Here is a 26291-nt window from a genome sequence, read left to right on the forward strand (position 1 = left end):
ATTAACCACCTAAAGCACTTAAAATATATTCTTCATCTTCATCTGATAATTCCGCATAATCATCATCCAGAAGATAATTGATTGCATAAACCAGAATATCTACATACTCATCATGTGTCTTTGCCGGAAACTGGCTCACCTCATCTATAAACTCTTCGTTCCAATCACCTTCCACCAATATCACCCGGCCGCACTCTATTTTAGGCGAGACACCGTGTAGTCGCACTTCCTTGCTGTCCGTTGGTGCTGGTGTTCTGGTTACATTCAGTTTAGTGTACTTCTTTACTGCCTGAATGACAGTTATACCATTTGCCTTCGGTTCTATTCTGATCGTGCTCCGGCTATCATATCCATGTGCCCGCACATAATCTGGAATAAACCTCATTAATTCAGGAAACTCCTTCCAGACCTTTTGCGCATGGAACAAGTACAAACAGTTCTGTATCCGACATGCAGCAAGTATTCCGGACGGGTCATTGTCCGTTTTCTGTTTTTTCTCATCATAGGCAGTATCGAGAAAGAAGTGAATCGGAACACCGCCACGAATAGCGAGGAATTGCGACAAAGGAATATGCCCGAACCAACTTGCTTTGACGATATTACCACCTTCAACCGAAGGAGCCTGTTCATACTGTCCGGCATACCCACGACTACCGAGGTCAATCTTTGCTTCATCTATCACCTCCCTGTCAATACGTACAGGGTCCAGAAGCCCGTCAATGTAACGTTCTTTCAGCTCCGGAGGATTCACCCTCTCCGACACTTCTGCTGGTAGGCATATATGCCTAATCTTATCCTTTTTCTTTTTCAGCAGATACCCCGTCACATCATCATCATGCAATCTTTGCATAATAGTTACCATCGGAGTATTCTTTTTGTCAACCTTACGGGACGAAAGCGTTTTAGTATGGTCATTCGCCTGTAATCTCATTGCAGGAGACTCCGCCTGTTTGGGATTTACAGGGTCGTCGTTGATAATCACATGCGCGTGCTTTCCAGTAATTGTACCACCTGTCGAAGTAGAATATCTGGCGCCTCCCTTTATGTTCTCATAACTACCTTTACCGGACTTATCGTGTCTTATCACCACTTCCGGAAACAAAGTACGATACAAGTCAGAAGTGATGATGTCCTTCGACTTCGAAGCATGTTCTAACGACAAGTCACCCGAATAGGAGTTTGAAATAATCCTCAACCGTGCATCCTGCGTCCAAAGCCATGCATGCCACATAATAGTCACTATTGTCGATTTCGTAGAACCAGGTGGAATGTTTATCACGATGTCATAAGGCTTCTTCTCTCTGCGTACGATATAGCCAGATAGCTCTTGAAGTTCTTCACACAGATACGGAATATGCCAATTAAAAACCGGAGTTTCCGGTATAATAACCGCCCAAAACGTTTTCACGAAGTAGAAAAAGGATTTCCTACATTCATCCGCCTGGACGGCTCTTGCCATGCTCAATATATCTACCTGTCCTAAACTCACTCTTTTGCTGCTTTATCCTGCTTTTCTGCAATACCCAACAATACTTTTCTTTCTTCCTCCGATAACTTCGACACATCAAAGTCTTTGCTTGTTACCTGTACCCCCACTCCATCAGGGGCGACAATCTCTTTACGTTCTGTATATCCTCTACTTTTGCCTTTGGTTTTCAGATAGAATATGATAGCCGTAGTATCTCCCTTCTGTATTTTTTTCAGAAGGGAGGCCTCGGCAATATCGATCTGCAATTCATTGATAGCATCGGCACGTTCTTTAAATTCCGCATCCTCACGATACCAACGATAGAACGTCTGCCGTGAGAGTCCAACCTTCTCACAGGCAAACGTGACAATACCGCTACATTCCTTCAATGAATCGAGCAACTTTTCTTTATCTTTCTGAATGTCCTCTTCGGCCTTAGGCATTTTATATTCCTCCTCCCCTCTCTCTATAGATAGCCCCTAAAATAGCACGATAGGAACGTTTCTTCGGGTCCCCCGCTATCAATAACTGATAAGACAACTGACACGTTTTTGAAGATTCCCTACCGGACATTTTAACATAAAGATGTTTAGCCAATTTATAACCAGGATATAAGTCTTGATGTAAAGCGGCCTTTTTCATTGTATCTCGGAATATGACCCGATAATCCTTTTCCTTATCTTGCTCAAACTTCCGGTCTTGCTTAGAACTCCGGAACATATCAGTATCCCAATAAAGCATAACAAGGTCTGCATTTGGTTCTCTGCGAATCACCCGCTCATACAAATCCGGGTAGAACTCCATAACCTTGGGTAATGACTTGATTGTATCAATGCTAAAAAACTGACTAATACGAAGTTTATTCAACGGTACACCTGTCTTATACAGGTAGATATAGGTCATAGGAATAGTAAGGTTATTCAATTTGATATACAGCCAAACATCATTATCACGCCAATCGTATATTGGATAAAGAAATGTAGAAATCCTGATTGATGCTATGGACTGTCGGCGTTGAATAGATTCTGCCATTCTTAGACCTATCATTTGAGGAACGCTTTTAAAAATCTTCGCCCCAAATTCCTGATATGACATCCCCATACGAAACTTCGAGTGATTGCGAATAGCAAACTTAGGCATAGGTCTCACCCACACGCTTTCTTTGCCTGGCTCCCAACAGATAAAGCTTTCATCATTCGCTAGCCTATTGCAACAATTATAATGGCGTATAGGCAAACAGAACCAATAAAACTTTGCCCCCAAGGACATGAAACGTGAGCGCCATTCAAGTGCAATCTGCTCAACATCTGGATAAATGGCTTCCTCGTCAAAGAACACTACGATAATGCGACTAAACGGAATTGTATATTTCTGCATTGTCTTTATCAGCATATCGCACATACATATAGAATCTTTGCCGCCAGAGAAACTGACGGCAACTTTTTGATTCTTATTGAATGCTTCGAGAATCCTACGCTCGGTAGCATCAACAACGTTTATATCTAAATCCTTTACGTACATCTGCGAATGATTTGGGCTTTACTAAATCTTTGCGTACCACGTTGGGTAATGAGCTTTAGAAACTCTTCCCTGTCAATCTTTGATAACCGGAAGATTTCTTCTTTACTCATCCCTATTTCCTTAGAGATTTCATCCACACTTTTTCCCTTCTCCAATAAAGCTTTCACTATATTTTCCATTGGTTCAAGCAGATGAGTACCACGGGCACGATTGAAAGTGACAGTACCATACATGTCTTGACTTTCGTCTTTATGTGCCACTACTACAATAGGAATCTTATTGCCGAGCATTGTCTTTAGCGGTTCCCTGCCGGACACAAGCCAACGGTGAAACCCGTCAATGATCGTAAAGTCCGGACGCACTACGATGGGAAAACAAAAACCATTCGTCAAGATGCTTTGCATAAGGAGATTCAGATTCTTTTCCAGAACCTTGTTGGGGTTATAGTCATTCGGCTTCACCTTATCCCGGTCTACAAACTGAATTTCCCGAAGTGGTTTGAATAAATCAACATTCTTATCCATAGCTCTATGATTAAATTGTTATCTCCTTGCCGCAATGCGGACACACCATTGTACGGGCTGTTTGCATGCCAGCTTCAATTTCATCGACTTCCTGAATGTCGGCAACCTCTTTCTCTGATGTGAACTGCTGCTCCTTCTTTACCGGTTCCGCAAAATTCACTCCCATATTGTCAGTGCTAACTTCATTGATGATCGCATCCAGATATTCTGGAGTAAAGCCGATAATATCAACATCTCCAATTTCTTTAATAATCTTCTCCACGTCCCCAAAATTCACATGAGACATTGTCTGAATCTTATTGTCTTCCAGAACGAGTTTTTTCTTTTCTTTGTCAGTCAAACCATACATGACCGTAATAGAAGCCTCTTTCTCTCCACGATATTCCAAAGCCTTTTTCTTGCCATGACCGCAAAGAACCATCATGTTTTCATCAACGATGATCGGATAATACTGCCCGTATCGTTCCATACTTTCGGCAATAGCCTTCACTTGTTCCTCCGGATGCACATTTGGATTACCCGGAAACTCCTTCAACTCTGACAGGAGTACTTTCTTTGTTTCTAACTTCCTTTTCATTCCTACACAAAATTTGATTGATTAAACTTTCTCCTGCAAGAACTGCCTCGCAGAAGGTATATAGTTAGCAGCTTCCTCTACCAAGCTACTATCTATTTCGTAAACTTCCCTAAAACCATTTTCTACGCTACCACACCATTGGCGTGAAGCCCAACAATGTGTACCAACACGAAAGCCACGCGGCCAAGAATAAATCGGAGGCATTGGAAGATGATAATAATGGATGATCGCAAGAATTTCCTCATGCCTGGTATCGGCAATAGGAGAAAAACGGGTGATACCCTTTGTATTGGTGTACATTCCACCTGGCCCTACATAGTTCCCATCTTGTATTCTTCGACCAAGACAAAGAATATCCGTTTTGTGATTCTTCACATAGGCATCTTGCGCCCGATGTTGGATGATGCTAAACCACTTTGCAGCCAAAGATGAATCATTCGGAAACAACATCTCTGGATGAGATGCCAACCATCTAAGGTCCTGCCCCGTGTTGATAATTTCCAGTCCTACCGGTCGGTGTTTGTCTATCCATTGCATAAAAGCTGGATATTCCAGATTACAACGCCCGAGCAAACAGTCATGTACTCCGGCCTGTTCCATTATAAAACCAAGAGCAATGCTATCTTTTCCACCACTCCAAGCATAAGCAACACGTTTGCCGTGGATATGTGGCTTCACCTGCTCGACTAAGCGATCTACCAGATTATCCGTTTCCTGCTTCGATACATATTGCTCGATGTTGGAGAATACACGAAGCCAGTCAGTGTGCGATGATGTTTGCTTTTTACCCAGAACCGCTTTCATAGCTCATTGAATTGTAGAGCCACACTCGTAATGAAAGCTCTTGCACCTTCATCGTATTTCAGTTGTAGCCAATTATACTTTGTCACCCTAAACCGGATGTTTGTCACGAATCCAGGCAGCGCACGCATAGAATATCCGGCATTAAAAACGAATCGTCCATAATCCAGACCTCCAAGCACCTGCAGACGGTCACCGTCCATGAACTTCCGACCATTGTACAAATTATCCCAAGTCGCATCGATCATGAACCCAGCAGGGAGTTTTATAGTACCGGACAATGTTTCGGTGAACATCTTTTCTTTCGTATTGTACGTTGAACGTGCCAAAAGATAAAACCGTTGCTGATAGTTCACATTCAGCCATGCGCCAAAGGAAACAGCTTCGGATGTCATGTTATACTGCAACACCTGAGTAACAGATAACCACTTCGCAACATCTGCCCGATAGCCGACAAAAGGAGCAACGGTAGAACCGTTACCATGCAGAGAAGTAGTAACCGGCATGAATATCCGGAACTTGGTTGGTTGAGTAATACCGTCGTAAACTTGCGCTCTGGCTACCAACGACACAACAATCAATGTAATGATGATAAATAGCTTTCTCATTTTCTACGTGATTTTTTTCTATTCAGTGACTTCTTCCCCTGTAACCGTTTGTATTGAGAAACTGATTTTCTTATATCCCTTGCTGTTCCTCTTGCAGATTCGGTCAATGCTCTAAATGTACGAATGTGAGCTTCCATCTTTTCTGCACAAGCTAAGTATTCACCATGTACCGCTTTTATCTCTGCAATACGTTTGTCCATATCGGTTCGGTCTATCTTTATAGCCACTTCCATTGAGCCACGCTGCAAAGGTTTACGACGAACTGCCATAATCCCTGATGCCAGGATGGTGAAAAGAGAACCGAATACGATCATCGGAATGTTACCTGTGAAGTTCCCATAAGCGAATATTGGTAAACCTACAATCATGCTCGTTAGGATGCCGTAAAACAGCCCTCTTTCGCTCATTCTTTTGCCGAGAATAGCGAACACCGTTGGGAGCATTACCGAGGAACGTAGGGTCCCATACAGCAAGAAAAGATATAAAATCGTTAGACCAGGAATGTTTGCTATCAGAATAGCGATGATAGTAACAACAATCATAGCGAATCGGGCTGCCCGTACTTCATTGGCAAAAAGGATAAAAAGAAAAATATTCTTCTGAATCCGACCATGCCATTTCTCATTCATGGATAACCGTTTCACTACGTCATGTCCGGCAACGGAACTCACTGCGCAAATAATACTATCAACGGTTGATATCAGTCCGGAAAGTATAAGCACAAAGAACAGGTATAAGAACCATTTAGGACAGAAAGCCATCACAGCCCCTACATTTGTCAGTTGTGTGTCGGATATAGCCAAACCTGTTCCGGCTGCAAAAAAGCCAAATACAGCCAAAGAAATAGGTACAGCGGCAAAAATAAAGGCAGCGGTTATCATTGTGCGCTTCACTTTGTCAGCTTTCACACAAAACACCCGCTGCCAGAACATCTGGTCCCCGAAGGTTCCGGACAACAGACCGATTGTTGTAGGAATACCAAAAGACAGGGCCACCATTATTCCGGTAGCAGAGAATAAACTACCAAAATCTCCAGTGATACCACCTAGACCATTAAACAGTGCATTCGGTCCGGCACTTGAAAACATTATAGGCAATCCAAGCAATAAAACAATCACGATCCAAAGCATCTTCCAGAAGTCAGTAACGATACTGCTACGAATCCCGCTTGCAAATGTGTACAAAAGCGGGCATACAGCCATGACAATAGTAGTTGCTGTAAACGATATTCCTGTAATCTTTGAAAAGATGGTTGCTCCGGCCAGCAACTGAACGGCAAAACTCATCGTCTGCAGCCCGAACGATTCAATGAGATACAGATTATGGCAACGTTTCGAATACTTCTCACGAATATAATCCGAGAATGTCCAACCATCCGGCCGGAGCTTACGCATCTTATTGGCAAAGAAAGCAAACAGAATCAATGTAAGAACATTCGGAACTACAAACCAAAACACACCGGCTAAACCTTGCGTATATGCTTTTTCCGATGCAACAAACATCGACGGAGCCCACACCCAAGTAGCAGCCATTGAAAAAGCTGTAAGCAACCACGGCATAGATCGGTTAGCAACCAAAAATTCTTCTTTCGTCTTTTTGTGTTTTCGTAGGAACACAACGAGCATCATCATAGCAACAAAGTATGTCGCAATCAGAGCCCAACCCTCTAAACTTGATAATCCTTCCATTTTCACACTAATTTTTAAGATGTAACATCTGTAACTACTTGGCAAATATAAAGAAAGTGCGTTTATTAAACGTATCTTTAAAAGAAAAATCGTCTAATAAACGCACAATATCCAATATCAACCTACTGTCTAATACCCAAACACAAGCATCGCAGCATCACGAGAATGTTCATTCGTCGGTTTATCGTATTTAGTTATATTCCTGAATGTCAGAGCATTGACTTTAGTTATTGAATCCTTAGGATGAATCATTTCAAAGGGTATACCAATATCAGTTAGAAAGTCCTCCCATATCTTAGCATCACGTTTAACTGATCCAACCCCCTGCAGCATTTCCCTTTCTTCTTCTCTTGTCTTATAACTAGATTGATACCATGTTCTTAATCGCGCATCTTCAACACGAACTAACATACTTCCTCCGTACGTTTTATACATTTCTATCACATACATCATTGCTTTATGAATTGCGGTAGTCTTTATCAACTCAAACTTTCTTGCAGTAACATTCCATGTGGCAACTCCGGTATTTACTCCGGTATCTATGCCGATAACAAAAGCGTATTTTTTAATCATCTTCAAACTATCTTTTTAAACTATACAAAATACCACCTCTCCCCCCCTATAGTCCCCCCCTCTCAAAAATTATTCTTTTTGGGTGACTTGAATCTCTATCATTTGCATACTGTGTGGAGAAGTAAACTTTTCAAGTTCTGACCTTTTTGGGAAAACAAGTGTCATGTAAGCATCGTCCGGAATAAACTTATACCGTGCAGCTTTTACTTCATAGATTGAAAGCGGTTTATCTGATTTCACAGTCAGATGCCAACGTCCTTCTAATATACTTGTCATAACCAAATTGGAACCGTGTAGGAAAGCACCTTCTTTGTACTCTCCATGTTTATCTTTACAGATGGCCGGACGTTCGTAGGTGGCATTCAGTTCCTCAATCAATTCATCGCTTAATCGTTTTCGTTTCAATGGGACCGGAACAATGATTGCCGGATTCAGTTTTACTGTAGTCGGTTTTTCTTCTGACTTCAAGTTGTTGTGAAGTACTTCTAATCCGGATTCTTTAATAATTCCCTCTTGAAGAGGTTTTAAACTTTTCTCTACGTCTTGCATAATCGTAAATTTTAATGGTTTATAATCAATATCTAAATTTGGTAAAGTGTATGATCGGCAGCGGCTTGTCGAATGTTATTCCAGTAAACCACGCTTTCCAATCTTCAACAGTCAGCCCGTCGTTCTCCGCTATTTGTTTCAGAGTAAGCATCGGCATTGGTTTCCCGTCGATACAATAAACTGCACGTTCTATCCCGTCGCCGACATCGGTATACTCCATGACACTCAAGGTTTGAAGTCCTACGCCATCATCTTTGCCGAGACGGAAAAGTTCTACCTGGACATTCCCTTTTTCGTAGGGCCTTCCTTTCCATTGCCGGACAGAGATAACAGCTTTCCCTTCCTGTACTTTTTGCATGATATCCGACCAACGTTCTAAATTGGTTCGGATAGTGTGTACTTTCATCATCCCAGATACCGGAGGACAATAGCAAGTTTTGCAGTCACCACCGCAGGTAGCACATTCTTCTGCTTGCTCTTGCGCTTTCAACGCCAGCTCTAACTTTTCTTTAAATCCGGTTTGTTCTCCGGCTTTCGGATGCTCTTTAGGAAACTCCTTCGAAAGCATCAATACATAAACTTTGGTTTGTTCTTTTCTCATGATTACTATTTGTTATTGATTTCTACCATGTAGTTCTGAATATGATTTCCACCCCTGTTCGGTAAACTGTTTAGAATAGACTTCTCCACGTGGCATTATTGGTTGCCAATTCTCATTACAAAACAAACGATAATGATACACTTCTGCCTGTTTACCCTGTTTACTATATGGAGGTTCACACCACAATAAACGACGATTATTCCCGAAGAACTTTTCCAGAATGTGTTCTAACTTCCTAATATCTCGCCCACCCGGAAAAGAGATAGACAAATGATAACAACGTTCGTAGTCTGGATTCTTCCACCATCCAGATGTATGATATCCAACATCACGAGTAAGAATGATAATACAATCATATCGCTCTACAAACCACCGGCAGCTTTCCAGATAATCAGTATGCGCGGAGCCGTCAAAAGTTCCACTCTTAGCGACTTTAGCTATACGAAGGAAGATGTCAGCATCAGTAGTGTTAAACGAAATTCGCTTCATAATCAAAAAAGCTTTGGTTGTTGTTGCTCCGCAACTATCTTATTCGCTCTCTCAATTTCATCGTCTATCTCCTTCTCCACCTGCTTACACTGCCGCAAAACAGTAGAAGAACGAGTTTGAAAGTATTCCTTTTGAAGTTTCCGCATGTAAGAAACTCTCTTGAAAAATTGTTTTGCATCCATAATGATAAGTTTTTGTAATCTTTTTATTAAATTTGCACCGATACTTAAATAGAGTATCGATTGACGTTCAGTCTCTCCTTCATAGAAAGCGGCAATTTTCAAAACAAGGAAATAGAATGGACGGTGTTCGTGTATTGCATTATCACAATATACGTGCCCGTTGTATCTATGCTTCCTTGTTGGGTTGTTTGCCGCACCTCTATGAAGGGCGTAGTTATTTTCGGGCACGTTCTTTTAAAAACATAGCAAGCATGAGCAACTTTAGAACTTTAAAAAACTTCTTCTATTTCAACAGAGAAATAGTGTATTTAATCGCTTTGGGCTACCTAGCACTTATCTTTGTGATTATAGCATTGAGCTTTATAGTCCGAGAGCAAAACAAAACAATTATTTTTCTGCAGAACGGAATAGTTAGAAAGCAAACAACGCAATACATCAATAAACCACGTGTAAAAAAGTTGCTAGAAAACGAATACAAGATGTTTACAAGTCCTAGCCACAGATAGTTAATTAGTTTTTTTCAGCCGGGATTTTAATACATTGTTATAGTACTCATCATCCACATAAGGCCGCAACTCTTCAATCTGGGATTCACTTAAAAGAACCCCGATAAAAGAAGGTCTACCACCGGACTTCACTGATTCAATCAATTGGCTTACTGATTCCATCATCTCTTTCAATAATTTAATCATTGCATCAGCAGTTGAAACAGACCATTCGGCAATATTTTCATGATTGGCAGAACTAACTACATATTCAAGCGAGTTAGCACAGTACCCTTGCATTGCAGCTTTCGCCAATTCATAACGTCGTTGTTCCCAATCTATAACCGGAATAATCCTTTCAGTCTTTATCCAGTACACATCATTCTTTGTCATTCCTTCCGGAACAATGGCGACTAACTTTCCTTCGCTTGTCATAAGAGGTTTATAACCTTTTGGAATTTCGTTTACTCCCTCGTGGGGAATAATAATCTTCGTTTTACTCATAATTATTTTTTATTTATCTGACCTTATCGTTGACGTTGCGTCAATTCTTCTCGTTTCAGACACTACTCTAGTATCTTTCGGCACAGCTTTCGCAATAGTATTATCCAATATAGCTACAGTATATTTCATAATATCCTGCGACATATCCACACCTTTAGCATTTTTCTCAATCTGAATAGCCAAATACCTTGTAGCTCTCGCTAATCGCTGAATATCATCAGGAATCTTCATATCATTATCAAGAGCAACACGCCCTAATATTTCAGCTATTTTCAATTCTATGTCCTTCATTTCTTTATTTGTTATTCATTTATCACTTCGACATTATACGCAATAATATCATCTCCATTCACACCATACGATTCAGCGAAAGCATCTTCGATTTTAGTAGATAATAAGTCTTCTAGCATTCCATCGTTTTCAACTCCGGCAGGAAGTTCGACTTCGCATTTTACAATCTTCTTCATTACTCTTTTGTTATTAGTTAAATAAAAAGTGCCTGAACTTTATCCGCCCAGGCACAAAAAAGGCGGTAGAATTGAATTTACCGCCTAAATATTATGATTATAAAAACTTCTCTTTTTCTCTTATAATATCACCTCGTGTCTTAGTTAAACTAAGTTCTATGTGAACTTTTTCATTATCGTAGGAATCAAAAGAAAAGTCCCTTTTTTGTAAAGTAGAAAGGGATACCCCCAATTCTTCTTTTGCAAACTCTTCAAATATAGCCGACAAGGATGAATAAGTATAAATCTTCATCGGCTCTTTAAATAGAAGAACAAATGTCTTAGTCATTATTCAAACTTCATATTAACCTGATCTTCGATAGCCTTTTCAAGAGTAAAGTCACATTTAGGATATTCGGCTTCACCCATACCCGTTCTTAAATCAACAAACCAACTTTCTTCATTTTCACTAATGATTGCATTTTCAAATCCTTCTACTGTTGTTTCGATGGTAGTTTTCATAATCTTTATTTTTTAATTGTTGTTACTTGTTTTATTATTGTATTGCAAATATAAGGGTTTATTTTTGCACATGCAAATATAAATGCAAAAATATGATGTTATATTTGCATATTTAACAAATATCAACTATTAAAGCGGTAAATCCAACATGTCAAAGAACAAATACCGATTTATTAGGCTCGGTTTACCTCATTTTTGTCTTTGTTTTGAGTATTAGTATTTCTTCCCGTGCATTTTTTCACGAAGTTCATTATACTTCATCTTCTGTTCAATATGCCAAAGAAGATCTACTCCCTCATCTTCACACTTCTCAAATAGCCAAGATATAACTGAGCGTATCCTATCTTCCAAATCAACCTTTTCATGGTATATTACCCGAATAACATCAAAGCAAAAAACCGTCATTGAATTGGCAAGACATGACCGCTGAACCGGAATAGCCATAGGATGCAGATATATTTTTTTTAACCCGGATAAATCCAACAAGCGAATAACAGTATCAGCAAGTTCGTCCTCAACAGTGTCTTTAATACATCGATTAAAAACATTGATAAACTTTTCTTCTGTTGTAAGCCATCCTTGGCATTCAGTTATCTCGTTATATTCATATTTCTCCTTGTCGAACCGCTTTCCTTTTCTATCAGCCTCAATAGCCTCGGACAATTCACTGATAGCAAGCATCAAGAAATGTTCATCACTCAATTCTACATCGTGAAATCCATGTTCACAAGCAATATTATATGCTCGTTCGCTAAGTGCGTCTAAATTAATCTGTTTCATAAATACTTCTTTTTTGTTCTGTTATTCGTTAATAGCGTCATACAATTCTTGTATCACATAAAAATCAGTAAGACCGTCGTCGCATATTTCCAATGCGGTATTGGCTTTGTAGCTCAAACTTCCGAGAATAGATTCTTCGGACACTTCGCTCTCACCAAGTACACATCCATTCAGTTCTTCTGAAAAATGCTCAATCATATCAATCGTAAACTGTTTGATAGCTCCAGTCTGATTGTACTTTTCATCTATTTTATTTACTATCTCTAAAGCTTCTTTTGCTCTTTTCATTATTTATTCCTTTCTTTATTATTTTGAATTATTGAAATAGTGCTTGTTGCACTTGCGACAATACTAATTTATTCGCATCAGCAAAGAACTTTTTTTTAATCTCAAATCCGTATGCTCTGCGTCCCAACTGGACGGCAGCTAATAAGGTGGAACCACTGCCGGCACATGGATCAATTACGACATCGCCTTTATCGGTAAAGATTTCTATTAACCTACGAAGAAGTGGAACAGGCTTTTGTGTATCATGAACTTTTGGCGTTTCATTATCCCGTACCCAATCAAAGCAATTGAATATCATCCGACCATCGTTGTTAAATTTGGGAAGCTTATCACGGTAAAGCAACAATCCATATTCACAGTTGCCGACTATCTTCATATTGGCTTTCAATACTTGTGCGGAAAAATCTTTTCTGAATACAAGGTTAATGTATTTATTTAGCCCATATCTCTTACCAAGTTCAATATACCGGAACTGATCCTCAAATTCACAAAAGATTATCATGCAAGGAGCTTTGCCTTTTTCTTTGGGTTCCTTTACAAGCATTTGGGAACAGAAGTGCATAAACTCGGCAGGGCGAAAGTTTTTATCGGTATCAAAGAATTGTTTGCCTGCCTTATCGCTTTCTCCATTCTTATTATCACCATCCACATACCATGAAGGGTTAGAGGCATAAGCATTATTTCCTAGATTGTAGGGGACGTCGGCAATAATTAACTGCGCTTTGGGGATTCCATAAACTTTGTAGTTTTGGAAATGATCGTTGAACAGTTCTACGTTTTTCATATCTTACTAATTTGAATAAAACTAAGCTGCCACTTTTCTTAATTCTCGTAGTTTCCTGCTGACAGCTTCGCAGAGAACCCGTGCCATATTCACTTCAACCGCATTTCCTATGTACTTTTTCTTCTCGGCTTGTGTACCAATGAGAACATAGTCCTCTGGAAATCCCATAATTCTTTTCAGTTCCGGAATCTTCAACATCCGCATCTTTATATCGACAATCTGATATAGTACCATGAAATTTATAATCTTCCATATCGGAGGGCAAAGCGAATCGACATCTTTGAAAATGAAAACCGGACGTTTCTGTATTACTTCTGAAAGCCAACCATAATAGTTATGGAAAGCATATACGCCGTGTTTCGTAGATATGAAGTAAGGCGGTGTCTTATCCATTCTAGCAATCAGTGTGAAACAAGGGTTATCTATTGAACTACCTGCACTTTGGTATTGTGGATTCATTAAATAGTGATGCTTCCGGTTGGCTGTGATAGTCTGCGCAGGCTGCTCTAAACTACTTCCTACGTTGCTGAAATTCGTGTTCATCAACCAAGGAGTGACAAGTGCATATTTTGGATTAGCTGTAACACATCCTAAAGGTTGATTTGCGGATGCAGGTTTACTCTGTCCATACTGCTGATCTATAAACACAGGTGCTATAAGTGAAAGCCTGTCTTTTGTTAAAATTGTAGGACTTGGAGCATTGATATCCTTACCTGCATCATTAAAATTGTAGGAACAAAGAAATTGAGGCTGAACGTAGTTAAACCGGTCTTTCGTTGATACCGTCGGGCATGGACTATTAACGGAACTTGTGTTATCACCATTGCTGTAATATGCGGCAAGAAAATCGGATGTTAAAAGTGCGTGGTTATCTTTGCACTTGATAGTATGAGCAGGCCCAGAAACCGGAATATTTTTGCTATCTGGGTCCCCACTATAATACTTGCTTAAAAAATGAACGTTGGCTATTCCTAACCTATTTTGGCAACTAACCACCGGACAAGGTTCATCAATACCAGGAGCATTATACCCACCGTTACGGCTCATCGAATTCCATTTTATCATAAACGAATCCTTTCCTCCTGCAACAAATTTCACGAGCCCGGCAAATATACGTTCAAGCGTTTTGTCTGCTAACGGCTTTTTACGGTTAAAGATGGATTCACCCTCATCCTGCAAGTCCAGAACATCTTTCACCGGACGCCATTTTTCCAGATTACAAAACATATCTATTTTTCCATCTTTGCAATGGGAAGGTTCCGGCCATGTAATCGGAAGACCTTTTGCTGCAAATTGCCCGAAGAACCTACGTCTGGAAGTAAATGCACCATAATCGGCAGCATTAAGTATTTTATGTTCAAACTCATATCCGTAACTCTTTACATTACGTTTCCAACGTTCGTACAAACGTCCTTTATCTTTGGATATAGGTTTACCGTTAGCATCCATATCTCCCCAAGACATGAATTCTTCCACATTTTCAATCTGTATATACGAAGGATTCAGAGCTTCAATATAGCGGAACAAGTGTTCAGCCAATGTCCGGCTGTCCGCATCTCTGGGTAGCCCTCCTTTTGCCTTGCTAAAGTTCGTACACTCTAACGACGCCCACAATACCACATGAGCTTCTGGGTATATCTGCTTCATTCGGTTCACATGTGCAACTAAAGAAGAAAGTTCAAGCGTTCGGATATCCTCGGTGAAGTGCAATGCGTCCGGGTGGTTAGCTGCGTGGCTCGCTATGGCATTTTTATCATGGTTCACACATGCAACTACCTTCGCACACTGTTCGTCACTTACACAGGCTAATTCTACTCCCGTCGAAGTTCCTCCGGCTCCACAGAACAAATCGACATACAGCAGGCTAATCATTCTTCACCTCCTTTCGGGATAAAAGCATTCCAGCGTCTGGTTATCTCGTAGCCCAATTTCGCTGTGTCTTCATACGTTTTTTCAGCATCAATCAAACGATTTGTATTGGATAGTTTGATTGTAGCAATTGGATAACTCCAGCCATCTTTCAAACAGATTTGAACCTCCTTGTATTTGTTAGAAGGAATACAGATCATCGGAAGCTCCGAGTTCAAAGTGCCAGAGCAAAAAGAAAAAACGGGAGTATAAACTTGTTTTTCCGTTTTCCCCATCATTGCAAGATGGAGATTCATTAAAGCCTCTTGAAATTGTTTCTCGTCCACTTGTGTGACGTCTCCCCCTTGCTCGCTATCGGGCAAAAAGCGGGTAATAAGCTCTTGTGAGCTTTTAGGTAAATCATTCTTTGTCATAATCAGTTGCGTTAATTGTTATCTTCTTGATTCTCCGGACAAATGAATCAAATTGTAATATTTGAACCTGTCATTTATCCGACTGTAATCGTCTTTAAAATACTCTTTCAACTGTGTAGCTGATAAGTTTGTCGTCATGTGGCAATACTTATCATAAAACTGCCATATCTCGGCCCGGGCGAAAAGAAACTCACTGCATAAATCCTTCGTACCTGTGCCATAAAAGTTTGTCAAATCCAAACCTATATCATTCAAGCAAATGTTTATCGGTGAATATTGAAAAGCCTTTGAATCATCCTCATTGTAGGTATACTTATCCAAGTTGTTATGCAACGTGTAATAGTTCACCATTTGTCCGACAGATAAATTCAGAAACTGCATTGGGCTATTAATCCTCCGCAAATACACCGAAAAAGCCTGCATCAAAACTGTTTTTCCTGCACCGACATCACCACATAGAGCAATATTTTTATGTAGTTTATAGCCTTTATCTGCCGGATAGATAGTCTCTGCAGAACGACATCGATTAAAGTAGTGAATCAGAAAACGGATAACCTGCTCGTTACTTTCATCTACAACAAACGTTTTATTCTCACGAGCCAATATCTGCGTACCGGCTTCACATAAACATGCAAGATGCCGCGCATACGAGAAATCAGACATAAAATCAAAAAACTTCGTTGTAGTCAGGCTTTGCCCCATCGCTTGCGCTTCTGCTATCACCTGTCCGATTCGTTTTTCCGGATATTCGTTCTTTTTCATCTTTCCACTCTTTTAGACCTGTATATTTCCACCAATAAATAAAGCGACGTTTAGCGTCAGGAAGTGTAAGAACTGTGCTTTCTGCACCCGTAGATCGTATCCATGAAAGGAAATTATCAATTTGTCGGGGAATCATTAAAAAGAACTCCGTACTCAATCCAGATTGTCGGCAAGCATTTTCTTTCCATAATTCATCTTTCAAAAGCAAATCTTTAATATCACTAATATTTATAATCGGCTCCCTCGCTTCTCCCCTTTTGGGGATTATAGGGGGAGTATTATTATTTCCTTTACTTTCCTTTACTTTACTTTGTGCACTTATTCCGGAGTTTTTAGGCATTTCCTCGGAAGAAACGGGTATTTCCTCGGAAGAAATAGGCTTTTCTTCGGAAGAAATAAGGATAAACTCCGATATTACACATTTCCGCTTTGATAAATTGCAGATATACTGATACCGTTCCTGTATTCCTTTTGAAGTTATGATCTTCTCTTTTTCAAAAAGCTCATTGGAAAATAACCCGATTACTAAGCAGCTCTTAATCACCTCCTGAATATACACCTCTTCATACCCCGTTTGCTCCGAAATAATGAAAGGCAACTCTTTATCCCACCTCATGTAATACCCTTGTTTATAAATAATACATAGCAGGAGAGCATATACAGTTACAGCTTTGCCACCTTGGTATTTGATTAATTTCCTAATCTTTAAATCCGAAAAGAAATCAATGTCAAAAGGGAAATATTCAAGTCCGATTTTATTCTTTCTCCCCATTTATCAATAGATTTGTAGTTACTACTCTCGCTGTTCCTCGTCCGGTATAACCCTCGTTAATACCCCTGTCTTATCAATAATAACAGGTTTCCCGGCAACCGTGATGGAAGTACGACAACCTTCGGGTAATGACTTTAAGAAGGTGCTTACTACCGGAGAATTGGCATTTGTACCAATCTGCTCTTCTATATTAGTTTCTGTATAAGGGTAAACGTCCATGATAGGTGTTTCGGATACCATGCCGATCTGATAATCTGCCATTGTTCCCTTCATACCTTCGTCCAACTTCTTCACGGCATCGCGCAAGTCGGCAGCCTGTACCAGTACTTGAGTGGAATTCTTTTTTTCTGCACCACTTTTGTCGTCCAGTGTGATGAAAATAAGTTTGCATTTGAACCAGCGGTCGGCAGCTTCTTCTTCACTTGTAAATATCTCACTATAATTAGCACGTTTTATATCAGAAACGGTAAATTCACCGGAGATAAAAGGTGTCATTTCTTCAATAATCCTCGCTTCTGCTTCCGTGAAGCTAAGCGCATCAACCAGATAAGGTTCTGTTACCTTTTTCTGCATTCCGTTTTCCATTACTTTCTCGTAACGGATTTTACACTCAAACCATGTATGCATAATTAATCTTGTATTTTAGATAGTCTCTTTATTATATTTTTCACTAATCTCACTGCATTTTGCACCCGGGTACTTTTACCATCCAGATCAACATTTTCAATAAGGACAGGAAGTAGCCGGAGCAGGTCTTTTACTATGTAATCAGGTACGCTTTTCATAATCTTTGCAGACAATTAGTAAGGAATTCGACTGACATTTATAACCAATCCTTTGTTAGCTGCAAACACCGGCTTACCCGTCAAACTGATAACCTCGTCCACGAACCTCTTCTCATTCGAATTGCCATCACTCAAATGAATGAGTACAATATTCTGTGTCTGTGATAAATCATTTTCTGATAGCAACCCTTTAATAGTCTCAATCTCCATGTGCGATTTGAGCAATCGGGGACGCATAGATATCGGTATACGTCCATCTGCTATATTACGATCAAGAATATCATCCGCATAATTCGCTTCTACAAGCCAATGATTCACATTATCAAAAGTATAATCACAATAGAAAGTATCAGTAAGAAAAACAAGCCTTCCCATATCTGGATGATCTACCTGATAACCAAAAGCCGGAACGTCATGTTGTACTTCAAAAGGAATCACTTTAAAATTCCCTACTCTATAACCACGGCCTGGCTCTGCGATCTTCGCGAATGGAGGCATAACGGAGAATCCCTTGCTTTTATAAACAGCTTCCGGTGAAATTACCGGAAATCCTATCTTTAGATACTCTGTGTAAAATCCTGCATGGTCTCCGTGCTCATGACTTACCAGGCAACCGACTATCTTCTTGATGTTGTAGTTCATCGCAGCTTTGACCTTCGGCAGTTTTATTCCTGCTTCAATTATCAATGCTTCATCCTTGTTTTCAAGGATATAGCAATTACCGAGACTATTACTTCCTAATACTTTCAGTTTCATACTCCAAATAGTTTAGAATACAACTCATAGTTCCTCTTCTCCGTTCCGGTATCTTCTTGGTAATACTTTGCGCGTTTACAGAATTCATCATAGCACTTAGGACAATACCATTGGTTTAGAACGGCTATATAATACCCCTTTTCTGCAGGGGTATTACAATAGTCACAGATACCATATCCTCCGGCTTTAGCAGACAGTTCCGCTGCCGAAACCTCTATTACCAGAAATCCTTTTTCGTTATCTACTTTCTTCGCCATAATTGAATTAATACGGAGGAGGGGCATCGTTTGTTACTTTCGGTTGCTGGGTAGTGGCAGGTTTAGGAGCAGTAGGCTTCACTTCCTCAAACTTGGCGTCCTCAATATCTCCTAAACGCTTTTTATTAGCAGCCCCTTCTATTTGGACCGCACGCTGTCCGGCAGCAATATCAGTTTCCGTTTCATCCGGTTCATCAAATAGAGCTGAATCATCAGACATACCAATAAGAATTTTGCAAGCACGTCCGATCACGGTTTTCTTTGCCATTTCATCACCAAAATTTTTATGTGCAGGAGAACCGCCTTTCGTAGCTCCCTGCATCCACGCCTGTTTTATCTGGGCGAAATTCATAATCTCAACAATACTCCGTCCGTCCTCGGTCGTGAGAATAGCATAAGCCCCTTTAACCTTGTTTGCATCCAAACCTTCCAAAGTCTGCTCATGTTTGATAATCTTTTTAAGCCCGGTCTGCGTATCAACAGAGAATATAAATTCATCCCCTTCATATACGCAATTGGCAATGGCCGTTTTAACACCGCCCACACGTTTGGCGATGGCAAGGGTTCCAAGGTAGCTACGTTGCAAAGTAAGTTTGCTACCATATACAATAAAGTAGCACTGCTTTTTCATCGGAGAAAGCCCTTGAACGACCATGTCAAGCAAAGCATTTGCAACACTTTCTTTCGTACATACCACCAATGCAGGTTTATCATTCCGATCCTTCGTTTCTTGAAGAATAAGCCATGCCGATTTCAATGCATTTGCCGCTGAATAGTTAGTCGGAAGTTTGAGCTCTCCTGCTTCTTCAAAGTCTTTAATCTTAGACAATACAGTATCAACCACATCTTTCTGGACAATCGAAAGGTTTTGTTGCGGTTGTTGTGCAGGAGCCGGTTGTGCTCCACTTTTGTTGTCAAACATACCTCCTGTTTGATTCTGATTTGTTTCTGCCATAATCTGTTACGTTAAATGATTATTGAATAGTTAATTTTGCACCTCTCTCTACAAAGAGGTTTATAATTTGCGAAGCACACGAGATAAGGTTACACACACTTTCACGATTATCTAACCATATAGGGGCTGTTACACCCTTTGCCCGGCAAATAGCATTGATGATATCAATACCGGCATTCATCTTCGCTGCAGTGTTCAAATCGGAATAAGGAGTACCGTCTACCATACACTCGCAAGTGTCAAACTCGGTTCCATCTACCTGCGTATCGAACATCCGAAATTGAACATAGGAGAAAGCTGAATTGATACGCTTCTCTACCAGAGAGACCTTCGATTTCATAAAGTCAAGTATCGAGGCTTCGATCTGTTCGTAGTCGGCAATCTGCTGCTGCATATTCGAAAGTTGAGACTGCAGCTCATCAATCCGCTTCTGGGTACGTTCAATCTGTTCCCTTTTGGATAGTCTTTCTTTGAGGGCATATATATCCGATTGAAGAACTTTTTTAGCGGCAGTATATTCCGATACATCAGCAGGAGTATAATTTGTCCTTAGAGACTCTTCCAATAGTGCAATCTCTTTTTTCAGAGAAATATACTTTTCATTCCGTTCTACAGCTTCCGTAACATCGACTATTTTCGGCTCTGAATTCTGCAACTGCTGTTTCTCGACTTCCAAAGTAGATAACAGATTCTTTTTTTCTTTGATAGCCTGTTCAATGTCTTGAACCTGTTTTTTTAAATCCTCAATCTTAGTTTTGAGTGCAGTTCCTTTCTTGATATTGTCATTCAAACGAGTAGATTTATTAGTTTGGAAAGTATCTTGCATTTCTTGCAACTTACTATCATAATCCTCACCTTCAAATGTTCTTTTACATGTAGGGCAGACAAGGCATGAACTATCAACTTCAAACTGCATCAAATTGATATTCTTATATTCCTCATACAATTTACTTCTTTGCGATTGATATTCCGTCAAAGAGTTATTTAGCGTTAATAGCTTGTTTTCCAAATAGCGAATATCCGTATTCATATTAGAAATAGAGCTTTCTTCTGCTGACAAATCAGAGTACCATTTATCATGTTCTGTATTGGCATCCTTTTTGATCTGGCGTTTAATCCCTTCCATACGCTCATACTTATCATCTATCTGCAGACGAACACTACGCCTACGAGCGGATTCCTCTTCGTCAGCTTTTGATTTGTCAGCAATCAGAGAATCATAGTTTCTAATCTCGGTTTCCTTTTCTTCAATCTCGGAAGACAAGGCTACCCAATCTTCTTCCTCTGGCATATTCCGGTGGTTCTCTTCGATACGACCAGGAATATCGGCTACCTCACCTTTAATTTTATTCTTCTGTGAAACAACCTGCTTCTTATATTCGTCAAGAGTTTTACCAGAATTGAGAGCATCAATAAGTGGAGTGTATAAATCCTTGTTTCCTATTGTTATTAACTCATCGAATACATCTGTATTAGTTATGTCACCACCTACAATCTCAAATAACATTCGCCTCTGCTCCTGCATCTTCAAAGAAGGGAAATAAGCAGGATTAGTTATCTGCCGGAACAGCTGTTCCGGACAAATATCTGAAACTTTAGTATCATATTCACGCTTACCCAAAGGTACATCATCTACGTAATAATCAACACTATGTCCATCCATCACCTCTTTAGTGGTTCCCCGCTTCTTCACCCAATTCTCTTTGTAACAACGACGGAAAACGGTTTCTATTCCATCTACCGAAAGGACCACAACAACTTCATGTTCTAATTTAGGAAGAGCTTTCCCGTCTGCATCAAGCGTTTTAATGTTGAAGTCCGCGCGGTTCTGACTATCTTTACCGAACAAAGTCCAAAGAAAAGCATCCATCAAAGTAGTTTTTCCCGTCGCATTGTCTCCGAAAACGTTAGTCACTTCCGGATCATAGTTCATTTCCAGAGAACGAATTCCTTTAAAATTAGTGAGTTTCATTCTCACAATCCTTATATCTGCCATAATCTTGTTGCGTTAATATTACAGGTTTTCGATTCGATATTTTCTAGGTGTGACACCTACATTCTTATAGAAAGCAGCATAGAACGATTGACGATTAGAAAAACCAACCATATCACTAATTTCTTCCACATTTTTGTCGGCATAACGTTTGTCAGTCAATAAATGCAAAGCATCCTTAATCCGATATTCATTAACCAGACAGCAATAGTTCATGCCAAAACGAGAGTTTATAACTGCTGAAAGATAGCGAGTATTCGTCTTCAATTCCTTCGCCAATTTTTTAGCAGAGTAATCTGGGTCCTTGTACTTTTTTTGAGCAACGACAATTTTCAGAATCTTATCGTATAACTCATCTGCTAGAGCAGGTCTGATTAATGACCTGTATTTTGCATCCTTCTCTTTCTTCTCCCTCAAATTATAGGGAGCCTTTTTCTTAATTTCTTCTGTACTCATAATGCTATATTTAAAGAGTTATTAAATAATCGGAGCCTTGTTAATTGCCCCCTTTGTTTTTTTATCTTGCACATTCAAGGTTTCGACCTTATGACATTTCATCATGCGATCTGCAACTGTACCTATATTAAGCCGTTTACCTATATAGTGATCGTGTGCCTCTTGCTCCGGGAGATTAATCCATGTTGTTATAGAATCGGTGTCTCCTCCTTCACTTTTCAAATAGAGTTTTACTTTTGTCCTTATCATAGTATTTATGTATTAAAAATGTGCATGACGTCGGTTGAAGCCGATCTATTAAGGCAGGGCAGGCACCCCCACGTTCCTCACGCACATTCAATTAGTATTTCTTCCCGTGCATCTTATCACGAAGTTTATTATACTTCATCTTCTGCTCAATATGCCAAAATAGGTCAATCTCAAGATATTTGGCAAGTCCGAAGATAGATAGTACCATATCATTAACGGTAGTATGGAAATCATATAAGCCATCATATCTCACAGGAAGTGTAGAGATGGAATAGATTGATTCGGTGAAAGTTTCGTCTTTACAGGCTTCTGCCATATCTTCAATACAGTCATCAATATCTCCGTTGGCAAGTTCAAGGCTTATTCCTCGAAGTCCTGCAAGGTCAAGCAAGCGGATTACAGCATCGGCTAACTCTTCCTCAATTGAGCCTTTTATAGTTTCATTGTATGCGACTTCGTAACCACGCTCTTTGGGAATGTCTGGGTCTAACCCTTGACAAATGCGGCTGTTAGCAATCTTCTTATTATACCGATCAACATTGGCTCGTTTACCTTTTCTATCAGTTTCCACAGCTTCCATGAGTTCGGATATTACAAGGCAAAAACAATGCTCGTTACTCAATTCCTGTTCGTGAAACCCATGTTCACAAGCTGTTTTATACGCCTTATCTCTAAGAATGTTTAAATTAGTTTTACTCATACCTGTATTTATTCGAATTATTTACTTATCATTCAACTATAGTTGTGTACCGTCAAAAATCCCATGTATTACCGCATATTCAGCATTGTAAACAGCAATCATTTCTGTTTTGGAATACATAAGTGGTGAGTTATCTGATCTTCCTTTGCGTTTGGGATGAAGTTTGCCTTCCTTCACCATCTTTTTCACCCATGCTTCACCATGAGTAAATATCTCACCGTATACTGTGTCCCGTTCCTCAAAGAACTTGTAAGCCTCACGTTGAGTTATCAAGTCTAAACGTGGATGATCATACTTCCTCTGCGTAGCCGCACCAAGTTCGGCAGCGCCAATCAGAAGATTCTTAATTAAATATTGTTGGTCTGTCATATCAACCTCCTTTCTTAGTTGGGTACTTCGCCTGGTATACCAGAACTAAAGCCCCTATCATCATCACTAACGAAATTACTATCCTACATACTTCGGTAGCATTTCCAAGCACATAGAGAGCCAAAATCAATATGATAGCGGCTACAACTATTTCACCTCCGGTAAGCTCTCTTTCTTCTACTTCTTTTTTAGCCATAATCAGTGTTGCGTTAAATGAATCAATGTTGCGTTAAACGACCGTCTTAAATAATCCTTTCTCGGCTGCGTACCTATTAAACTCTGCCATAGAGTGAACACCCAATTTCCGGAAGCTGTTACGACGATGATTGTTAATCGTGTGGGAAGAGAGGAACATTCTTTTACCGACTTCTTCATCGGATAACCCTTCATAGCATAAGCGCATTATTTCAAGTTGCCGATCTGATAAATTGCTGTTGAATTTCGGCTGACAAATAACCTTGAACCCTGCACATTCACCTCGCATCGGGCATCCTACGAATTCAAACTTAAAGTTCCAATTTTCATCAATATCAATTTCATTATCATACAGACCGAAATTACATTTAATGAATCGACGCACTGCAAGAAAATCTCTCCACAATCGGTTCCCGTCGTATTTGGCATAAGTCTCACGTAACGCCTTGTAAGCCTCCGGATAGAATTCTTCAAGAACTTCCAAGAACCGTTGAATGAATTCTGTATCAGATTCTTTCAACTGCCGTTCCGGCATACCCATCTCTCGGATAGTTACCTCACCTTCCGGTGTCGTATAGAATTCAATCGGTCGCATACTCAATCCTCCGGAAACAATTCTGATGCAGGTATCCCCAATTCCTTTTCAATCATAGCTTGTGCCAAAGCATCCGGTTTCTGCGCCCCGGACAACCAACAACGCACTGTCTTTGTGGATTTCATAGTGACCGAGGCTATTTGGTCCACAAAAGCAGACTTAGGAGCTTTTGATACTTTTCTATCAGGCAATGCGTCGTAGTATCCTCTAAAAGTCCTCTGATTCAATGTTATACTTTCCATTTCTACCATAAAATTTGCTATTAATCATTTTTTAATTACCTTTGTATCAACGTTGATGTCATAATCAACGTTGCGTTAAATGGAGTGTCCGGGATGTGAATCTCGGGCACTCTCCTTTTTGCCCTCCTACCCTCCCCATAATCAGCGTTGCGTTATCGTCATAATGATGTTGCGTTAAATGGGACGTCCTAAATTCATAATCAATGTTGCGTTAAACAAGCCGCCTAATTCTTTAGCTGTAACCTTAGGAGATTGCATAAAACCTCGATAGCACTCCAATGTCAATTTTTCCATTTTACCTCCTCATTTATTTGTTAATTACTTAGGATTAAACTATTTTTGTTCAGTTATAAAACTTATAACGGGACAAATATATAGCATTGTTCATTATAAACAAAGTAAATAATGAGATATTTTCATTATTTTAATGAAATATTTTATATATGAGTGTAAAAGAGAGATTAAAAGAGTTTATCAACTATAAAGGAATATCTGTCCGTAGCTTTGAAGCTAAGTGTGGTTTTTCGTATGGCTATATTGCCAATATGCGAGTATCCATGCAGCCAGAGAAAGTAACGAGCATTGCTGAACGCTATCCAGAACTTAACACTGGTTGGTTATTAACCGGAGAAGGAGATATGCTGAAAAACTCTGAACAAGACAGCAAAACAGTGCATTCATCTTCTGTGCCTTACGAATTCGTTCAGGCTATGATTGATGAGCGAAAGCGACACGACGAAATGAATGCAGAACTCATCAGACAAAATGGAGAACTTATAGACATACTTCAAGAAAGGAAAAAAACGGATGCCCGCATGGAAAGTGCTGCCAGATGTGCCGATGCAAGTGGATCAGGATTGGAGAAATAACATATAAAACACCCAAATACTAATAATTATGAACAACAAGATTACAATCATAATATTTTTAATAATCACTTGCTCTTTTTCATCATGTAATAATGTGAGGAATAACTATAAAGAAACTTCACAAGCTGAATTTGATTCTTTACTTTCAGCGGTACTAAAAGAGAATCAAAGAAACGATGATTTGATTTATGTTACAGAAGCTCAAATAGACAGTATCAGAGATAAATATAGAGGCAACTATGAGGAATCATTACCTATGGGAGTTCACTTTGGAAATTCGGAAAAAGAATACGATAAAAGATACAATTCACTTCTAAATCAAGGAGAAATATTTCAATATAGTAGCAGCGGTATATATGCCTATAAATATAAAATAAACGACTACCGTATATGGGCGGTTCCCTATCCCAAATATGAAAGAAAAAAGATGAAATCACTAAAACTAATATGTTGGGATACTGATGGAGAAAATTCTCATTCAAAATTAATATCAAGCCTTTCAAAAATATATGGTAAACCATATTTTATAGATAAGAAGTATGCGTGTTTCTGGTATAGAACAGGACTTGAAATATGTTTAGAAGATGAATTAATAAACAATGACCCATATCCAGCCCAATTAACTGGAGTACTATATTATAACAATATAAAATAGATATATTAT

39 protein-coding genes are annotated in these 26291 nt (G+C 39.6%); 2 read left to right on the forward strand and 37 right to left on the reverse strand.

The window, feature by feature from the left end:
* Position 1 precedes the first annotated feature (1 nt).
* From terL to DXB58_RS07140, 37 genes are all read right to left on the reverse strand, one after another.
* Entirely contained in the window at positions 2-1459 is a 1458-nt protein-coding gene (gene terL / locus DXB58_RS06965; RefSeq protein ID WP_122136345.1) for a phage terminase large subunit, read from the reverse strand.
* A gap of 26 nt (positions 1460-1485) precedes the next feature.
* The gene (locus tag DXB58_RS06970) at positions 1486-1911 is read right to left on the reverse strand and encodes a hypothetical protein (RefSeq protein WP_122136346.1); all 426 of its coding nucleotides are present in this window, start codon (positions 1909-1911) and stop codon (positions 1486-1488) included.
* A 1-nt stretch (position 1912) separates the two neighbouring features.
* A complete protein-coding gene (locus tag DXB58_RS06975; protein WP_122136347.1) occupies positions 1913-2989 on the reverse strand; it encodes a hypothetical protein in 1077 nt (358 codons plus the stop codon).
* Positions 2980-3513, reverse strand: a complete 534-nt coding sequence (locus DXB58_RS06980) for a ParB N-terminal domain-containing protein (protein WP_122136348.1) — start codon at positions 3511-3513, stop codon at positions 2980-2982. Before DXB58_RS06980 ends, DXB58_RS06975 begins: the two co-directional genes overlap by 10 nt.
* A gap of 10 nt (positions 3514-3523) precedes the next feature.
* Complete coding sequence (locus tag DXB58_RS06985; protein ID WP_122136349.1) at positions 3524-4090, reverse strand: ParB N-terminal domain-containing protein; 567 nt, start codon at positions 4088-4090, stop codon at positions 3524-3526.
* A 21-nt stretch (positions 4091-4111) separates the two neighbouring features.
* Positions 4112-4894: a hypothetical protein gene (locus tag DXB58_RS06990; protein ID WP_122136350.1), complete on the reverse strand. Its 783-nt coding sequence runs from the start codon at positions 4892-4894 to the stop codon at positions 4112-4114.
* Entirely contained in the window at positions 4891-5499 is a 609-nt protein-coding gene (locus DXB58_RS06995) for a hypothetical protein (protein WP_122136351.1), read from the reverse strand. Before DXB58_RS06995 ends, DXB58_RS06990 begins: the two co-directional genes overlap by 4 nt.
* Positions 5496-7187: a sodium:solute symporter gene (locus DXB58_RS07000; protein WP_122136352.1), complete on the reverse strand. Its 1692-nt coding sequence runs from the start codon at positions 7185-7187 to the stop codon at positions 5496-5498. The genes DXB58_RS06995 and DXB58_RS07000 overlap by 4 nt, the downstream gene beginning before the upstream one ends.
* A 129-nt stretch (positions 7188-7316) precedes the next feature.
* Complete coding sequence (locus tag DXB58_RS07005; RefSeq protein ID WP_122136353.1) at positions 7317-7760, reverse strand: hypothetical protein; 444 nt, start codon at positions 7758-7760, stop codon at positions 7317-7319.
* A gap of 69 nt (positions 7761-7829) precedes the next feature.
* The gene (locus DXB58_RS07010; RefSeq protein WP_122136354.1) at positions 7830-8309 is read right to left on the reverse strand and encodes a hypothetical protein; all 480 of its coding nucleotides are present in this window, start codon (positions 8307-8309) and stop codon (positions 7830-7832) included.
* 25 nt (positions 8310-8334) lie between these two features.
* Positions 8335-8910, reverse strand: coding sequence for a hypothetical protein (locus tag DXB58_RS07015; protein WP_122136355.1), 576 nt, complete (start codon positions 8908-8910; stop codon positions 8335-8337).
* Between the two features lie 12 nt (positions 8911-8922).
* The gene (locus DXB58_RS07020; RefSeq protein ID WP_122136356.1) at positions 8923-9399 is read right to left on the reverse strand and encodes a hypothetical protein; all 477 of its coding nucleotides are present in this window, start codon (positions 9397-9399) and stop codon (positions 8923-8925) included.
* Between the two features lie 2 nt (positions 9400-9401).
* The gene (locus tag DXB58_RS28120; RefSeq protein WP_233527253.1) at positions 9402-9809 is read right to left on the reverse strand and encodes a hypothetical protein; all 408 of its coding nucleotides are present in this window, start codon (positions 9807-9809) and stop codon (positions 9402-9404) included.
* A gap of 278 nt (positions 9810-10087) precedes the next feature.
* Positions 10088-10570, reverse strand: coding sequence for a hypothetical protein (locus tag DXB58_RS07035; RefSeq protein ID WP_122136358.1), 483 nt, complete (start codon positions 10568-10570; stop codon positions 10088-10090).
* 9 nt (positions 10571-10579) lie between these two features.
* Entirely contained in the window at positions 10580-10861 is a 282-nt protein-coding gene (locus tag DXB58_RS07040) for a hypothetical protein (protein WP_122136359.1), read from the reverse strand.
* 11 nt (positions 10862-10872) lie between these two features.
* The gene (locus DXB58_RS27675; RefSeq protein WP_158571553.1) at positions 10873-11037 is read right to left on the reverse strand and encodes a hypothetical protein; all 165 of its coding nucleotides are present in this window, start codon (positions 11035-11037) and stop codon (positions 10873-10875) included.
* A 97-nt stretch (positions 11038-11134) separates the two neighbouring features.
* Positions 11135-11365: a hypothetical protein gene (locus tag DXB58_RS07045; protein ID WP_122136360.1), complete on the reverse strand. Its 231-nt coding sequence runs from the start codon at positions 11363-11365 to the stop codon at positions 11135-11137.
* Entirely contained in the window at positions 11365-11538 is a 174-nt protein-coding gene (locus DXB58_RS27680) for a hypothetical protein (protein ID WP_158571554.1), read from the reverse strand. Before DXB58_RS27680 ends, DXB58_RS07045 begins: the two co-directional genes overlap by 1 nt.
* A 213-nt stretch (positions 11539-11751) precedes the next feature.
* Entirely contained in the window at positions 11752-12318 is a 567-nt protein-coding gene (locus tag DXB58_RS07050) for a hypothetical protein (protein ID WP_122136361.1), read from the reverse strand.
* A gap of 21 nt (positions 12319-12339) precedes the next feature.
* Positions 12340-12606 carry a hypothetical protein gene (locus DXB58_RS07055; protein ID WP_122136362.1) on the reverse strand — a complete coding sequence of 89 codons (267 nt, stop codon included), beginning with the start codon at positions 12604-12606 and terminating at the stop codon, positions 12340-12342.
* Between the two features lie 28 nt (positions 12607-12634).
* Positions 12635-13390: a site-specific DNA-methyltransferase gene (locus DXB58_RS07060; RefSeq protein ID WP_122136363.1), complete on the reverse strand. Its 756-nt coding sequence runs from the start codon at positions 13388-13390 to the stop codon at positions 12635-12637.
* A 21-nt stretch (positions 13391-13411) separates the two neighbouring features.
* Positions 13412-15262 (reverse strand): DNA cytosine methyltransferase, encoded by a 1851-nt coding sequence (locus tag DXB58_RS07065; protein WP_122136364.1) that lies wholly within the window; start codon positions 15260-15262, stop codon positions 13412-13414.
* The gene (locus DXB58_RS07070) at positions 15259-15672 is read right to left on the reverse strand and encodes a hypothetical protein (protein WP_122136365.1); all 414 of its coding nucleotides are present in this window, start codon (positions 15670-15672) and stop codon (positions 15259-15261) included. The genes DXB58_RS07065 and DXB58_RS07070 overlap by 4 nt, the downstream gene beginning before the upstream one ends.
* 18 nt (positions 15673-15690) lie before the next feature.
* Positions 15691-16434 (reverse strand): ATP-binding protein, encoded by a 744-nt coding sequence (locus DXB58_RS07075; protein WP_233527254.1) that lies wholly within the window; start codon positions 16432-16434, stop codon positions 15691-15693.
* Positions 16340-17206 (reverse strand): DUF4373 domain-containing protein, encoded by an 867-nt coding sequence (locus tag DXB58_RS07080; protein ID WP_122136366.1) that lies wholly within the window; start codon positions 17204-17206, stop codon positions 16340-16342. The genes DXB58_RS07075 and DXB58_RS07080 overlap by 95 nt, the downstream gene beginning before the upstream one ends.
* Positions 17207-17227: 21 nt before the next feature.
* Positions 17228-17833: a DUF4494 domain-containing protein gene (locus DXB58_RS07085; RefSeq protein WP_122136367.1), complete on the reverse strand. Its 606-nt coding sequence runs from the start codon at positions 17831-17833 to the stop codon at positions 17228-17230.
* 173 nt (positions 17834-18006) lie between these two features.
* A complete protein-coding gene (locus DXB58_RS07090; RefSeq protein WP_122136368.1) occupies positions 18007-18747 on the reverse strand; it encodes an MBL fold metallo-hydrolase in 741 nt (246 codons plus the stop codon).
* The gene (locus DXB58_RS07095; protein WP_122136369.1) at positions 18744-19004 is read right to left on the reverse strand and encodes a demethylase; all 261 of its coding nucleotides are present in this window, start codon (positions 19002-19004) and stop codon (positions 18744-18746) included. Before DXB58_RS07095 ends, DXB58_RS07090 begins: the two co-directional genes overlap by 4 nt.
* 7 nt (positions 19005-19011) lie before the next feature.
* Positions 19012-19959 carry a recombinase RecT gene (locus DXB58_RS07100; RefSeq protein ID WP_122136370.1) on the reverse strand — a complete coding sequence of 316 codons (948 nt, stop codon included), beginning with the start codon at positions 19957-19959 and terminating at the stop codon, positions 19012-19014.
* Positions 19960-19978: 19 nt separating this feature from the next.
* Positions 19979-21955, reverse strand: coding sequence for a hypothetical protein (locus DXB58_RS07105; protein ID WP_122136371.1), 1977 nt, complete (start codon positions 21953-21955; stop codon positions 19979-19981).
* An 18-nt stretch (positions 21956-21973) separates the two neighbouring features.
* The gene (locus tag DXB58_RS07110) at positions 21974-22408 is read right to left on the reverse strand and encodes an AraC family transcriptional regulator (RefSeq protein ID WP_122136372.1); all 435 of its coding nucleotides are present in this window, start codon (positions 22406-22408) and stop codon (positions 21974-21976) included.
* Between the two features lie 21 nt (positions 22409-22429).
* Entirely contained in the window at positions 22430-22657 is a 228-nt protein-coding gene (locus DXB58_RS07115; RefSeq protein WP_233527255.1) for a hypothetical protein, read from the reverse strand.
* 91 nt (positions 22658-22748) lie between these two features.
* Positions 22749-23357 carry a hypothetical protein gene (locus DXB58_RS07120; RefSeq protein WP_122136373.1) on the reverse strand — a complete coding sequence of 203 codons (609 nt, stop codon included), beginning with the start codon at positions 23355-23357 and terminating at the stop codon, positions 22749-22751.
* A gap of 36 nt (positions 23358-23393) precedes the next feature.
* Complete coding sequence (locus DXB58_RS07125) at positions 23394-23726, reverse strand: hypothetical protein (protein WP_122136374.1); 333 nt, start codon at positions 23724-23726, stop codon at positions 23394-23396.
* 1 nt (position 23727) lies between these two features.
* A complete protein-coding gene (locus DXB58_RS07130) occupies positions 23728-23922 on the reverse strand; it encodes a hypothetical protein (protein ID WP_122136375.1) in 195 nt (64 codons plus the stop codon).
* 33 nt (positions 23923-23955) lie between these two features.
* On the reverse strand, positions 23956-24516 hold the full coding sequence (locus DXB58_RS07135) for a response regulator transcription factor (protein WP_122136376.1): 561 nt from the start codon (positions 24514-24516) through the stop codon (positions 23956-23958).
* 2 nt (positions 24517-24518) lie between these two features.
* On the reverse strand, positions 24519-24767 hold the full coding sequence (locus tag DXB58_RS07140) for an XRE family transcriptional regulator (protein WP_233527256.1): 249 nt from the start codon (positions 24765-24767) through the stop codon (positions 24519-24521).
* A 434-nt stretch (positions 24768-25201) separates the two neighbouring features.
* On the opposite strand from DXB58_RS07140, the gene DXB58_RS07145 reads away from it, so the two are divergent.
* Positions 25202-25627 (forward strand): hypothetical protein, encoded by a 426-nt coding sequence (locus tag DXB58_RS07145; protein WP_122136377.1) that lies wholly within the window; start codon positions 25202-25204, stop codon positions 25625-25627.
* Positions 25628-25655: 28 nt separating this feature from the next.
* Positions 25656-26282 (forward strand): hypothetical protein, encoded by a 627-nt coding sequence (locus DXB58_RS07150; RefSeq protein ID WP_122136378.1) that lies wholly within the window; start codon positions 25656-25658, stop codon positions 26280-26282.
* Positions 26283-26291 lie beyond the last annotated feature (9 nt).

The sequence above is a fragment of the Bacteroides sp. OM05-10AA genome (assembly GCF_003439055.1).
Lineage (GTDB): Bacteria > Bacteroidota > Bacteroidia > Bacteroidales > Bacteroidaceae > Bacteroides > Bacteroides intestinigallinarum.